This is a genomic window from Peptostreptococcus canis, assembly GCF_014229965.1.
Taxonomy (GTDB): domain Bacteria; phylum Bacillota; class Clostridia; order Peptostreptococcales; family Peptostreptococcaceae; genus Peptostreptococcus; species Peptostreptococcus canis.
Genome location: NZ_JABGBW010000002.1, coordinates 115,078 through 129,611, shown reverse-complemented (window position 1 = coordinate 129,611; position 14,534 = coordinate 115,078). Strand labels below are relative to the sequence as shown.

Genomic DNA, 14,534 nt, shown 5'->3' with positions numbered 1-14,534 from the left:
CTTCTTTGTATAGGGATTATTTTTTAGAAGGCAATTTGGATGAGGAGGAAAAAATGCACAAATTATATTCACTTCAAAATGGAACAGATATTAGAGGAGTTGCTTACAAAGACGAAAATAACTCAAAGGAAATAACATTGTCAACTGAAGATGTAAAAATAATAGCAAGTGGTTTTGCTACCTGGTTAACTGATAAAGAAAAGAAAGAGAATATAAAAATATCGCTTGGAATGGACTCTAGAATTACCGGTGAGGATTTTATTAATGCTTCAAAGGAAATATTGACAAATTTGGGGATAGATGTAATTGATTGCGGTCTTGCAACAACACCTTCTATGTTTATGTCTACTATAATAGAAGATTATAACTGTGATGGTGCAATTATGTTTACAGCTAGTCATATGCCATATATATATAACGGCATGAAGATGTTTACAAAGTCCGGGTGCTTGGAAAAGACTGATTTAAAAGATATATTAGATATTTGTGTATCGAAAAATTTTATAGAATCCGACAGAACAGGGAATATCACAAAAAAAATGCTTATTGATGATTATTCAAGAATACTGGTTGAAAAAATAAGAAAAGGCGTTAATTCAACAGAAAATTTTGATAGACCATTTGAAGGAATGAGGATTATTGTAGATGCAGGAAATGGTGCAGGAGGTTTTTTTGCAGAAAAAGTATTACAAAAACTGGGTGCTAATACTGAAGGTAGTCAATTTTTAAATCCCGATGGAAAATTTCCTAATCATATTCCTAATCCTGAAAACAAGGAAGCAATGGAAAGCATATCAGCTGCAACTATAGATAATAAAGCAGATCTGGGAATTATATTTGATACTGATGTAGATAGGGCTGCTATTGTAGACTCAAATGGAAAGTCAATAAATAAAAATGCACTTATAGCTGTAATATCATCTATTGTACTAGAGGAATATCCAAACTCTACTATAGTTACAGATTCAGTAACATCGAATGGATTGGCGGAGTATATAAAAAATCTGGGGGGAATACATCATAGATTTAAAAGGGGTTATAAAAATGTAATTAATGAATCAATTAGATTAAATGAATCGGGTATAATATCACCTTTAGCTATTGAGACTTCAGGTCATGCAGCACTAAAAGAAAATTATTTTTTAGATGATGGTGCTTATTTAATATCAAAAATACTAATAAAATCTGCACTTTTAAATAGGGAAGGAAAAAATATTACAGATTTAATCTCAAATTTAAAGGAAGCAAAAGAAAGTTTTGAATACAGAATAAAAATAAATGAAGAGGATTTTAAAAGTTATGCGGAGGAAATTATCAGTGATTTAAGAATTTTTGTTGATTTGGATTTAAGTTGGAAAGAAGCAAATGATAATTATGAAGGAATTAGAGTTAATTGTAACTCTGAAGAAGAAAAAGCCTGGTTTTTACTTAGGGTATCACTTCATGAACCTTTACTTGTACTAAATATAGAATCAGATTTAAGGGGTGGTTGTAAGAAAGTCTTTGATAAATTGGAAATATTCCTTAGTAAATACAATTTAGATTTTTAAAATGGAAATATTAAAACTATGATTTCGAGTTATAAAATATGATTAGTATGCTTTTTACATTATTGAATACAAAAGGTTACAAAAATTAACTATAGTAACGATACTGTAATGTTAAATAACACTCCTGTAATCAATCTATATTATTATTTATGGTATTATAATAATATAGATTAAGATTAGTAAAGGAAGTGATTTTATGAAAAAGAGATTGTTCGCATTGACAGTATTATTATCTGGTGTACTTTGTGTTAGCCCTATAAATGGAGTTTTCGGTGATACTGAGGTTTCAAATGATATTATGTATGCAAATACAAGTAATAATAAATATGATTCCAATAAAAGAGTAGAACAACCAGAAATTTCAGAAGTTGCTGATGATGAAGATAAAAATGAAAATTTTGATAAAACATCAATAAATATAGAAAGTAATTACAATACAAGCAAAGAATACAATTCAAAAAAATATTCAAATAAGGATATAAATAATAATAGTCAAAATAAAAAAGTGACGGAGAATTTTACGAATGAACGTATTACTGAGAATGTTGAAAGAATTCAAAATTCTCCTATGACTAGAGAAAGTGCCGTTGAATCTCTAAATGTTAATAACAAAGAAATAGAGTATGAGTATATGGGTGATGAAAATACTTTCAACGTATTAAAAGAAAAAGGTCATGAAGGGTATGTATTTTTACCTAAAAATGTTCCAACTGACTTAGGAGTATTTGTGAATAAGAATACAAATGAAAAGTATTATTTTCATCCATCAGGTTATTTAGATTTATATGAGTAAAGAATATATTAACAGAAAAGTCAGCCTTCGGGTTGGCTTTTTTGCGTAGAAAAGTATTATTGTACTGTCTAGCTTGTGCTGTGAACAATTATATTTTTATGATATAATTTGAATAGTGGAGGTATTTAATATGAAAAATAAGAATCAACATATTAATTCATTAATTTTTGCAATAGGTATATCTGGTATTGATTATTTTATAAAGACTAATAATGGAAAACTCAATAGTCACTTTTTGGGAGATATAAATAAGTTAAGAATTTACTATATACTCTTATTTTTAATCAGTTTCATATTGTGCGAAATTGTATATAATAAGATAAGAAAAATTAATGAAGGGAAATAGGAATTATTGTTTTAGTTAGTTTTTTATGATATTATAGAATCAGTTATTACTAATAGTATTTTGTGATATTAATATATAATTAACTATAATAAAATATATGAAGGGGAAATTTTTATGTGCGGATTTATAGGTTTTTTTGATAATATAGATAATAAAGAAGCGGTTGTAAAAAAAATGTCGGATAGAATAATACACAGAGGTCCTGACATGGATGGTGTATATATTGATGAAGATGCAGCATTAGGGTTTAGAAGGTTAAGTATTCTTGATTTGTCAGATTCTGGAAAACAACCAATGATAAGTGAAGATGGTAATAAAGTTTTGGTTTTTAATGGAGAAATATATAATTACCAAGATATAAAAGATGAACTAATAAAAAAAGGATACACTTTTAGAAGTGAAACGGATAGTGAAGTGTTACTACATGGATATGAAGAGTTTGGTGTAGCACTTTTAGATAAACTTAGAGGTATGTTTGCTTTTTGCATTTGGGATAAAGTAAATAAAAAAGCATTTGGTGCAAGAGATCATTTTGGAATAAAGCCTTACTATTTTTATGAGTATGTAAGTAATGGAAAAAATGGTCTAATGATTGGTTCAGAAATAAAAAGTTTTTTAGAACATCCTTGCTTTATAAAAGAGGTAAATGAAAAAGCTCTTAAACCTTATTTAACTTTTCAATATTCATCTCAGCCTGATCAGACTTTTTTTAAAGGAGTTCAAAGATTAAGACCAGGTCATTATTTTATTTATGAAAATGGAAAAATGCAAATAAATAAATATTGGGATGTGAATTTTAATGATAGAAAAAACACTTTGGAAGAAAATATTCAGAAAATAGAGGATGTAGTTGCTGAATCTGTTGAATTACATAAACATGCAGATGTTCCATTTGGTTCATTTTTATCAGGTGGTATAGATTCTAGCTATATAACGGCTTGTTTGATGCCTGATAAGACTTTTTCAATAGGCTTTGAACAGGAGAAATTTGATGAATCAAATTTAGCGGCAGATTTATCAAAAATATTAGGTATTGAAAATATAAGAAGGACTATAACAGGTGATGATTGTATAGGTAAATTATCTGATATACAATATTATATGGATGAACCTCAATCAAATCCATCAACATTACCTCTTTATTTTCTTTCTGAATTAGTTAAGGATAACGGTGTAATTGTTGTTTTATCAGGAGAAGGAGCAGACGAAATATTTGGTGGATACGAATGGTATGATTTGGATTCAGGTCAGAAAAAACTTAGAAGTATGCCTAAACTTATTGTAAAAGCAGCTGCTGCAATTGCTAAACATTTGCCTGAATTTCATGGGAAAACTACATTGCTTAGAGCCGGTAGACCTGTAGAAGAAACTTTTATTGGAGAGGCTTTTATATTTGAAGAAAATGAAGCAAAAGATTTATTAATGCCTAAATATCATAATTCTAGAACTGTAAGAGAAATAACTCAGCCGGTATATGATATGGTAAAGGGAAAAGACGATGTAACTAAGAAACAACTAATTGATATTAAGTTGTTTATGGAAGGTGATATACTTCAGAAAGCCGATAAAATGAGTATGGCTCATTCATTAGAACTAAGAGTTCCTTTTTTAGATAAAGAAGTAATGAAAGTGGGAGAAGGAATAGGTTCAGAACAGAAAATTGCTAATGGTACTACTAAATATGTGTTAAGAAAAGCGGCTGAGAGAAAACTTCCTGAAGAATGGTATAAAAGAAAGAAAAAAGGATTTCCAGTACCGATTAGAATATGGTTTACTGAAGAAAAACATTATAATTTTGTTAAAGAATATTTTAATTCAGATTTTGCAGGAGAATTTTTTAATAAGGAAAAGATAAATAAGATTCTCGATGACCACTATAATGGAGTAAAAAATAACGCTAGAAAAATATATACAATACTTGCATTTTTAGTATGGTATAAGAGATATTTTATTGACGAAGTATCAATTTAAAAATCTTAATTAGGCTGTTATAAAGAAACTCACTTTATAACAGCTTTTTTATAGAGAATATTTTTTGTATAATGTATTTATAATGATAATTAATTTTACATTTACTGATACTATATTATATTTATAAAGTTAGTTATATTTTAAAAACAACTAAGCAGAAGGTAGATTTGAGGAGGGATGGAATATGCTTAAAAGAAAAATAGCTTTGATTTTAGCTATTCCTACTGTAATTATAGGTCTTTATTTTGGCTTAATATCCGGATATATAAATCCTATGATAAAAGGATTAGATGTAAAAATAATCGGAGGAACATTTATAACAAATATAAATAGGTATGTAATAAAAGTTGGTGATGTGGTAAATTTATCGACAGGCGATTATATTATTGTACCATCCTTTGCAAAGAAACCCAAATTAAATTTTGCTGTTTTGGATGATAGTGGAGTTCTTACTGTAAAAAATAATAAATTAATCGCAAACAAGGAAGGTTATTCATCAATTGGTATATTAAATAAGAATAGAGTTTTAAGAAAAGCCGTAATAATGGTAGTAAATCCTAAAATTAAGAACATGGAAATTAGTTTAAGTAAACCTATAAAATATTTCGGTGATGAAGCGGAAATAATTAGTACGGTTGATATTGAAGACTTCAAAAAGTTAGAACAAGGATATAAACTAAAATATTCTACTACAAAACCGGATATATTAAAAATAGAAGGAGATAAAGTAGAAGCTATTGGAATTGGTGAGGCAAGATTGATTTCTCGGTATGAAAGGAATGAAATACAAAAGATAATAAAGATATTGCCTAGAGTAGATAAGATAAAGATTGGTGATTACTTTGAATTAGAAGAACAGGAAAAAATTATATTAAAGCCTGAAATAGTTACCAACCCCAGTAATCAAAAAATGACAGTTAAATATAAACCTTTGAACAATGTTGACCAAAGCAAATTTGATGATAATACCATAATAATTAATGGAAAAAACGGACCAGAAAGAAGTCAGGGGATAGTTATTGATAAGAACGGAAGTATGTTAGCTAAAAGAAAAGGTACATATAAAGTCAAAATAACAGCAGGAAATAAATCAACAACAACTGTTGTAAATGTGAAAGCCCAGAGTTTTTCTAATAAGAAAGTGCATAATCTTAATTATTTCATTAACAATAAAAATAACAAATTTGATGTAGAAATAGGATGGGATTATTTAGAAAATGTAAATACATACAGGGTTTATATTCAATATGAGGATGGGGAAGATCCTGTTCTATTTACAACAGTGAAAGCTTCAAGTAATAATTTTTCAAACAAAGAAAGAAGATTATCAAATATATTAAGTTTTGATATTTCAAACAAAAAGAATTTCAAGTATAAAGTTTTTGTTGTAGGATATAATGGTTATGAAGAAACAAAAAAGAGTAATGAGATTATTGTTTCTAATATACAGAATTTAGATTTTCAGAAAAAGAAAGTCAAAGGAGTCACATATAAAGTAGATAAGATTAATGGAAATGTATTAATTAAATGGAGGCCTATTGATAATAATAAATATACTTATAGAGTGTATTACAAAGAAAGAACAGGAAAGAAAAATTCGTATAATCTTGTTGCCAATAATGTGAACAAAGAAAGTGCAGTTGTGAAAATTGACTCAAAGGAAATTGATTATGAGTTTTATGTACTTGCTATAGATGAGCGAGGTCAGGTATCAAGTTTTAGTAATCCTGTCAGGATTAAAGCAAAGTTTTTGGAATAGAAAATGGAGATAAGTTATGAGTATAATGGGGAATTTGACAAAACCTAATTTCAAGACCACAAAATCAGATAAGTTGCTTATGAAGTATATATTGGAAAATATTGAGAATATACCACATATGCAAATTTCTGAAATGGCAAAGGAAGTAGGAACAGGAGAAGCGACTATTACCAGATGTGTTAAAAAATTAGGATGCAGAGGTTTTCAGGAATTTAAAGTGGAACTGGCAAAAGAAATTACTGTGAAAAGACAAAATAATATTATTATTAGTTCTATAAAGCAGGATGAGTCAATATTTGACACTGCTTCAAAATTGGCGGTATCAAATATTGGTGTTATTGAAGAGATGCTTGCTATCGTTGATGAAAAATCTATAAAATTGGTTGCGAAAAAAATACTTGAGTCAAGAAAAATGTATATAGTTGGTATAGGTTTTTCTGGTGTAATTGCACTTGATACATTTTATAGATTTGCTCGCATAGGCATAGACTGTAATAGCTTTGATTCCACTCATATGATGGCAATGATGGCTTCAATAATGAGAAAAGGTGATATATTATTGGCTATTTCTCAGACAGGAGAAACAAGTGATATTATAAGAACAGTTGATATTGCAAAAAATAATGATGCCGAAATAATATCTGTTATAGGAAACAAGAATTCCACTTTAGCAAAGAAGTCTGATATTAATTTGGTTCATTATTATAATGAGTCACTCTCAGAGACGGGTTCGATGACTTCAAAGATGGCACAGTATTTTATTTTGGATTTGGTATATACTGAGGTTGTTAAGATGAGTATTATTGAATCTACTAATACTAAATTGAAGACAGTAGATGCGGTATTTTCATTAAATATTTAAAAATTATTAATGAAGTAAATAATATAAAGCAAATTATAATATAATAGAGAAAATATTTTTAAATTAGGTTGACAATATTTAATGTATATTGATATACTGGATAAAACAAGTTAAATATGACTTTGATGAGAAGAGTAGTTATTATTCCCTTACTAAAGCGAGCCGGTTATGGTGTGAGTCCGGTGTAAAAATAGTAATGAAGAACATCTCGGAGTTTCTGCCTGAACGAAAAAAACTAGTAGGAGCAGACGGTTTGATACCGTTATAATCATCTAAGAGATCGATGTTTAATCGATAATTAGGGTGGTACCGCGATTATTATACATATGTCGTCCCTTTATGGGATGACATATGTTTTTTTTACATTTAATTTATGAGGAGGAATTATGCAAAAAGAATTTTTAGAAGTAAAATCACTTTATAGAGAAAGTGAAAAGTATTTAGGAAAAAAGGTTAGAGTCGCAGGATGGATAAGAACATCCAGAATATCTAAGAGTTTTGGTTTTATTGAACTAAATGATGGTTCTTTTTTCAAAAATTTACAGATAGTGATAGATGAGAATAAAATAAGTAATTTTTCAGAAATATCTAAATTGGCCATATCTTCTGCTATATTAGTGGAAGGTGAATTATTATCTGTGGATAATCCTAAGAATCCTATAGAGGTTCACGCCACAAATATAATAGTTGAAGGAGAGTCTGATTCATCATATCCTCTACAAAAGAAGAAACATACTTTTGAATATTTAAGGACCATAGCACATTTAAGACCTAGAAGTAATACATTTTCAGCTGTTTTTAGAGTAAGATCGGTAGTTGCATATGCAATTCATAAATTCTTTCAGGAAAGAAATTTTGTATATGCACATACTCCAATCATAACGGGAAGTGATGCAGAAGGTGCGGGAGAAATGTTTAGGATAACAACATTAGATATGACCAATCCACCACTTAATGAAGATGGAAGTATAGACTATTCTCAAGATTTCTTTGGCAAAGAGGCAAATTTAACAGTTTCAGGTCAGTTGAATGGTGAAATAATGGCACTTGCATTCAGAAATATCTATACATTTGGACCAACTTTTAGAGCTGAAAATTCATATACGGCAAGACATGCATCTGAATTTTGGATGGTTGAGCCCGAAATTACATTTGCCGACTTAGAAGATAATATGGAACTTGCCGAGGACTTAATTAAGTATATAATAAATTATGTATTGGAGCATTGTCCAGAAGAAATGGCATTTTTCAATAATTTCATTGATAAAGGATTGCTAGATAGATTGGATAATATAATAAATTCTAATTTTATTAGAATAACGTATACAGAAGCTATTGATTTATTGATAAAATCAGGTTATAAATTTGAATATCCTGTCGAGTGGGGATGCGATTTACAAACTGAACATGAAAGATATATTACTGAACAAATTTATAAAGCTCCAGTGTTTGTAACTGATTATCCAAAAGATATCAAGGCTTTTTATATGAGAATGAATGAAGATGGCAAAACAGTAAGAGCCATGGATTTGCTGGTTCCTGGAGTTGGTGAAATAATTGGTGGTTCGCAAAGAGAAGAAAGATATGATGTTTTATTAAATAAAATTAAAGAAATGGATTTAAAAGAAGAAGATTATTGGTGGTATCTTGAACTAAGAAAATTTGGTACGGCAACGCATTCCGGATTTGGTTTAGGATTTGAAAGAATAATAATGTACTTGACAGGGGTTTCTAACATTAGAGATGTTATACCTTTCCCAAGAACACCAAAAAATGCCGAGTTTTAGTTTTTAAATATTAAATAAAATTTAAAATTATTAAACATCAGAAAATTTTATGTTGATTTCGTTTATTAAACTTAAATTTATATAATGCTTTTAAGTTAATTGCTGTTTAGAAGGCACATAACATGAAAAATAACTATAATCCTTGGAATGCAAGAAAAAAAGATTTAATATCAATGATTTTTATAATAGTAATTTTTGTTTTAATCGTTTTTTCATCTGGTTTTGGAGACTTTGATAGACAAGAGGTTTCTGAACAAACTAAAAACTTTTTATTAATTTCAGGTTGGATAGTATATGCAATTACATTAATAGCTGGTTTTTTAGAAAGCACTTGGAATGATTTTGTTACAAATAGAGGATACCAAACTTTAGGTGTAGTTAATAGTTTTACAGTGTCAATTATTCCGATGTTTTTTCTAGCCTCATATTTGGGAACTATTAAAAGTATAGTTCTTATAGCAGTTTCTTTACTACTTGTTAAAGAGTTGGGAAGATTAGTTTATAAGAAAAAAATAAAATAAATAATTGGTTATATATTTTAAAATATTTTACTATTATTTTAAGGAGTAGATCTAAATTGTTATTTTGATCTACTTTTTTTATATACGATTAATATATTAATTTATAAAAACATTTATTTTAGTTAATTGAACTTATAATTGCGATTATTGAGAAATATTTAAGATTATGATGTATAATATAGATAGTATTTAAAATAGGTGGTGTTTTTTTTGAAGGAAATTAAGGACTCAAAAATTAGGATTAAAAAGGATAAAAAAAATCGTAAGTATGATACTTTGAGTATAACCAGGGAACTGGAGAAAACTCTTAATATAAAAGTTGCGAATGACAAATATCAGAAGAAAAAAAATATAAAAAAAATTACTGTAATATTATTTAGAATTATAGCTGTATTGGCTATAATATTGATTATAGTTTTTTTTAGTTGGTTAAAAAGTCCTATAAAGCGAAATGAATATTCAAACTACTATATGAACTCTAAACAAGATGTGCAAGTAGTTGAGAATAAAGGTGACAATATTGTTTTTAGTCCTCAAATGAATAGTAAAATAGGTTTAATAATAGTTCCTGGAGAAAAGATAGAGAATAAGTCTTATGCGAGATTATGCAATATGTTAGCAAAAAAAGGATATACTGTTTTTGTTCCTGAAGTTAGATTTAACTTTCCGGCATTCTCGAAAGGGTCAGTAAAATCTATAATAGATAGAAATCCGGGAATAGATACATGGATTTTGATAGGTCATTCAACCAGCGGTAGAGCAGTATTAAAACAGGCTGCCAATATTAAACATATAAATGGAGTGGTATTTATGGGAGCATACTCTGAAGGAAATGATTTGAAATTAATAAATAAACCTGCTTTATCAATATGGGGAACAAAAGATGGAATTTTGGATTTTACAAAATTTGAGGTATATAAGAAGAATATGCCTTCAAATTCTCATTACTATGAAATAGTCGGTGGAAATAATACTAACTTTGCCGATATTGAGGTACTTGATGGAGATAATAAATCCATTATATCTGCTGAAGAACAACAGCAAGAAACTGCTAATAAGATAGATGATTTTATAAAAGAGTTAGATAAGTAAGCAATAACTAAAATTAGAAATTTTAAAAATAGTAAAATAAAATTGATTAGTATATATACTTATTAATATGGGGAGAATTATTATGGAACAAAAGTATATTATGTCATTAGATGCTGGCACGACTAGCTGTAGGGCAATATTATTTCAAAAAAACGGAAATATAGTTAAAATATCACAAAAAGAATTTGCTCAGTATTATCCGGAAGATGGATGGGTAGAGCATGATGCTTTGGAAATATGGGGAACTATGATGGGAGTTGTTAGAGAAGTAATTGAGATGACTGGTATATCGCCTAATGATATTTCTTGTATTGGAATTACTAATCAGAGAGAAACTACTGTTGTATGGGATAAGAATACCGGTAAACCTGTTTATAATGCGATTGTATGGCAATGCAGGAGAACTGCTGATTATTGTGATAAAATAGAAAAGGCAGGATATTCGGAAATTATTAAGAAAAAAACAGGGTTGAAAATTGATGCTTACTTTTCTGCTACTAAAATCAGATGGATATTAGATAATATAGAAGGAACAAAAGAAAAAGCAACAAACGGAGATTTAATTTTTGGAACTATAGATACATGGTTGATATGGAATCTTACCAGAGGGAAATATCATGTAACAGATTATACGAATGCATCTAGAACAATGCTATTTAATATCGAAAAATTAGAATGGGATGAGGATTTATTAGAATTGTTTGAAATTCCTAAATCTATGTTGCCAAAAGTAAAACAATCCAGTTGTATTTTTGGAAAAACGGACAAAGGTATGCTTGCAGGTGCACAAATTCCTATTTCAGGATGTGCCGGAGATCAACAGGCATCATTATTTGGTCAAATTTGTTTGAATGCAGGTGATATCAAAAATACATATGGAACAGGATGTTTTGTAATGATGAATACTGGAGAAAAGCTTATACAATCTAAGCATGGACTTTTAACGACTATTGCATGGGGGATAAATGGAAAAGTAGAATATGCTTTGGAAGGAAGTATATTCATTGGTGGTTCTTTAATCCAATGGATTAGAGACGAGATGAAACTAATAGATTCTTCAGAGGAAAGTGAATATTTTGCAACCAGAGTAGAGGATAATAACGGAGTATATATAGTTCCGGCTTTTACAGGGTTAGGAGCACCTTATTGGGATATGTATGCCAGAGGTACGATAGTAGGACTGACTAGAAATTCTAATAAATCACATATTATTAGAGCTTGTTTGGAAGCAATTGCATATCAAAGTAAGGATGTTATACTGGCCATGCAAGAAGATGCTTGTGTGGATATAAAGAAAATGAAAGTGGATGGTGGAGCGAGCAATAATAATTTTTTGATGCAATTCCAATCGAATATTTTAGGCATTGAAGTAATCAAGTCTAAGTTATCTGAAAGTACTGCACTTGGAGTTGCTTATTTGGCTGGATTAGGAGTGGGTATATATAGTAATATAGACGAGATAAAGTCTATGGAGAGTAGAGAAAAAGTATTTATACCTACCAATGAAAAAGAGAAATATGATGCTTATTACTATACGTGGTTAGAAGCTGTAAGAAGATCTTTTGACTGGATAAAAGGGAAGTGATAAACTTGGGTAAAAACAGACATTATAACTTAGCAAAGAAATATTGGGATAATCTTTTGAAAGACTATATAACTTTGGCTAGATTTCCAAATGATTTTTTCAAGGATGATACCGGAAAATTTAATATGATACAAAAAACACTTAAAAAATCTACATACAGTCGTATTCTATTACTATGTGATGAAAATAATCTTAACATAGATGCGTTTTTAGATACGATTTTTGGCATTGTTTTACAGAGGTTTACTTATGAGGATGATGTGGTATTTGGAAAAAATAATATATTACTCCCAGTTAGAATTAAAACAGATGATTCTAATATTAAATTTATAGATTTTTGTAAAAATATAGATAAGCAGGAAAGTAGATCTCATGAATTTGATTATTATATGATGTCTTCGGCAGGATACAAAAATAGTCTAAATGATAAGCTTATAAATACAGCATTTATTTTTAATGTTTTTAATGATAGTTTTTTAAGTAATGAACAGGTAAAAAAACTTGATTTATATTTAAATGTGAGTATAAATAATGGGCTCAGGTTGAAACTTATGTATAAACAGTGTTTTTATGATAAGAGAACAGCAAGAAGTATAATTTATTTATTTAAGTATATAATAGCTCAGGTAATTGAAAACCCTAATATAAAGTTAAAAGATATACAAAATATGAAGCGAGAACATAAGGAAGAAATTCTTAGGGTTCAAGAAGATAATATTTTTGAATTTGATAGAAATATATCATATATCGATTTATTTAAAAAACAAGCAAGAAAAACACCTGATAATATAGCTGTTTCAGATTGTAAGTCTGACATTACATATTCCGAAGTTGATAAAGTTACTGATAAAATAGCTGCATATTTGAATTATATGGGTATAGAGGATGGAGATACAGTAGCAGTTCTTCAAGAGAGAACAGTAAATGTTGTGCTTGCTGCAATTTCAATTATGAAGGCGGGAGCGGTATTTTTTCCTATTGATAGGGCAAATCCTGATGAAAGGCTCGGTTATCTTTTGGAAGATGGAGATGTAAAAATAATACTTACTTGTGATTCGCTCTTTGAGAAAATTAACAATAGGTATGGAGAATATATAGTAATTTCAATGGACGATATAAAAGTAATGGAAAAAACTTATGAATTACCTGTACATAAAATTGATTGTAGGCAGGAAGCATATAGAATATCTACATCAGGAACAACAGGTAGACCAAAATGCATTAGTATAAGGCATGAAAGTCTTTTAAATATGTGCCATTATTCAAATGACTATATAAATGCCAATCAGTATGATAGATGTGGAGTATATTTGAGTTTTAGTTTTGATGCTATTATGAAACAAATTTTTCCATATTTATTGATAGGGGCATGCGTTGATATTTTGCCAGAAGAGGCGAGAGTAAATGAATATGAGATAGAAAAGTATTGTCTTGAAAAAAAAATTACAATTTTAGCTCTTCCAGCTATAATAGGAAAATTATTTATGGTTAATTGTGAGTGCGAATCTCTTAGGGTACTTCAGGTCGGTGGAGATAAATTTAAGGGATTTAAAGAAAGAAAGTACAAAATATATAATGAATATGGTCCGGCCGAATTTACTGTACTTTGTACTCAATTTCTTGTAGATAAATACTATGAACAAGTGCCGGTTGGTAGACCTATATATAATACAGAAGCCTATATATTGGACAAAAATAATAATGTATGTGCCATTGGAGTACCGGGAGAACTATGTCTTTCAGGAGTGCAGATTGCTAACGGATATCTAAATAAAGAGGAAAAAAATAAATTGGTTTTTGTTGACAATCCATTTGCTCATAATAGGGACACAAAAAAAATGTATAGAACTGGAGATCTTGCAAAATGGATTGATGTGGATGGAACTATTTCAGTGTTAGGCAGAATGGACTCTCAGATTAAGATTAATGGTATTAGAATAGAAATATTTGAAATAGAGAATATGATAAATATGATACCTGAGATAAAAAATTCTGTAGTAGTAAAAAGAGAATCCAAATATGGAGAAGAATATTTAGATGCATATTTTGTTCCTTTTGATGATTATTATAATCCAGAAAAGGTAAGAGAATTTTTGAAGAAGAATCTTCCTCCTCATATGATACCTAAAAACATTACAAGGCTATGTGTTTTACCGGTAACGCCAATAGGTAAGGTGGATAAGAAAGGACTACCGTTTGTATAAACGATTTTAATAATACTATTTTAATATTAAATTTACTAATAATTAAAAGGGTTGATATATAAAT

General features: G+C 28.9%; 11 protein-coding genes and 1 other annotated feature. All 11 genes read left to right on the top strand.

Features of this window, described 5'->3' with window-relative positions; translation table 11 throughout:
- The first annotated feature begins 53 nt into the window (after positions 1-53).
- The 11 genes from HLB29_RS03690 (at position 54) to HLB29_RS03640 (ending at position 14,470) form a co-directional block, all read left to right on the top strand.
- Entirely contained in the window at positions 54-1,550 is a 1,497-nt protein-coding gene (locus tag HLB29_RS03690; protein ID WP_185623811.1) for a phosphohexomutase domain-containing protein, read from the top strand.
- 196 nt (positions 1,551-1,746) lie between these two features.
- Positions 1,747-2,343, top strand: coding sequence for a hypothetical protein (locus HLB29_RS03685; RefSeq protein ID WP_185623810.1), 597 nt, complete (start codon positions 1,747-1,749; stop codon positions 2,341-2,343).
- Between the two features lie 130 nt (positions 2,344-2,473).
- Entirely contained in the window at positions 2,474-2,689 is a 216-nt protein-coding gene (locus HLB29_RS03680) for a hypothetical protein (protein ID WP_185623809.1), read from the top strand.
- 114 nt (positions 2,690-2,803) lie between these two features.
- Positions 2,804-4,660 (top strand): asparagine synthase (glutamine-hydrolyzing), encoded by a 1,857-nt coding sequence (gene asnB, locus HLB29_RS03675; protein WP_185623808.1) that lies wholly within the window; start codon positions 2,804-2,806, stop codon positions 4,658-4,660.
- Between the two features lie 184 nt (positions 4,661-4,844).
- On the top strand, positions 4,845-6,419 hold the full coding sequence (locus HLB29_RS03670; protein ID WP_185623807.1) for a fibronectin type III domain-containing protein: 1,575 nt from the start codon (positions 4,845-4,847) through the stop codon (positions 6,417-6,419).
- Between the two features lie 16 nt (positions 6,420-6,435).
- Entirely contained in the window at positions 6,436-7,281 is an 846-nt protein-coding gene (locus tag HLB29_RS03665) for a MurR/RpiR family transcriptional regulator (RefSeq protein WP_185623806.1), read from the top strand.
- Positions 7,282-7,394: 113 nt separating this feature from the next.
- Positions 7,395-7,621 (top strand) — a binding site (T-box leader).
- Between the two features lie 46 nt (positions 7,622-7,667).
- A complete protein-coding gene (gene asnS, locus HLB29_RS03660) occupies positions 7,668-9,068 on the top strand; it encodes an asparagine--tRNA ligase (protein ID WP_185623805.1) in 1,401 nt (466 codons plus the stop codon).
- 122 nt (positions 9,069-9,190) lie between these two features.
- On the top strand, positions 9,191-9,589 hold the full coding sequence (locus HLB29_RS03655) for a hypothetical protein (protein WP_185623804.1): 399 nt from the start codon (positions 9,191-9,193) through the stop codon (positions 9,587-9,589).
- 210 nt (positions 9,590-9,799) lie between these two features.
- A complete protein-coding gene (locus tag HLB29_RS03650; protein ID WP_185623803.1) occupies positions 9,800-10,681 on the top strand; it encodes an alpha/beta hydrolase in 882 nt (293 codons plus the stop codon).
- Positions 10,682-10,763: 82 nt separating this feature from the next.
- Positions 10,764-12,266, top strand: a complete 1,503-nt coding sequence (gene glpK / locus HLB29_RS03645) for a glycerol kinase GlpK (protein ID WP_185623802.1) — start codon at positions 10,764-10,766, stop codon at positions 12,264-12,266.
- On the top strand, positions 12,263-14,470 hold the full coding sequence (locus HLB29_RS03640) for an amino acid adenylation domain-containing protein (RefSeq protein WP_334298239.1): 2,208 nt from the start codon (positions 12,263-12,265) through the stop codon (positions 14,468-14,470). Before glpK ends, HLB29_RS03640 begins: the two co-directional genes overlap by 4 nt.
- Positions 14,471-14,534: the final 64 nt, after the last annotated feature.

Coding starts and splice junctions, on each gene's coding strand:
- HLB29_RS03680 (WP_185623809.1), top strand. CDS start 2,474: ATGAAAAATAAGAATCAACATATTAATTCATTAATTTTTGCAATAGGT.
- HLB29_RS03690 (WP_185623811.1), top strand. CDS start 54: ATGCACAAATTATATTCACTTCAAAATGGAACAGATATTAGAGGAGTT.
- glpK (WP_185623802.1), top strand. CDS start 10,764: ATGGAACAAAAGTATATTATGTCATTAGATGCTGGCACGACTAGCTGT.
- asnS (WP_185623805.1), top strand. CDS start 7,668: ATGCAAAAAGAATTTTTAGAAGTAAAATCACTTTATAGAGAAAGTGAA.
- HLB29_RS03685 (WP_185623810.1), top strand. CDS start 1,747: ATGAAAAAGAGATTGTTCGCATTGACAGTATTATTATCTGGTGTACTT.
- HLB29_RS03665 (WP_185623806.1), top strand. CDS start 6,436: ATGAGTATAATGGGGAATTTGACAAAACCTAATTTCAAGACCACAAAA.
- HLB29_RS03670 (WP_185623807.1), top strand. CDS start 4,845: ATGCTTAAAAGAAAAATAGCTTTGATTTTAGCTATTCCTACTGTAATT.
- HLB29_RS03655 (WP_185623804.1), top strand. CDS start 9,191: ATGAAAAATAACTATAATCCTTGGAATGCAAGAAAAAAAGATTTAATA.
- asnB (WP_185623808.1), top strand. CDS start 2,804: ATGTGCGGATTTATAGGTTTTTTTGATAATATAGATAATAAAGAAGCG.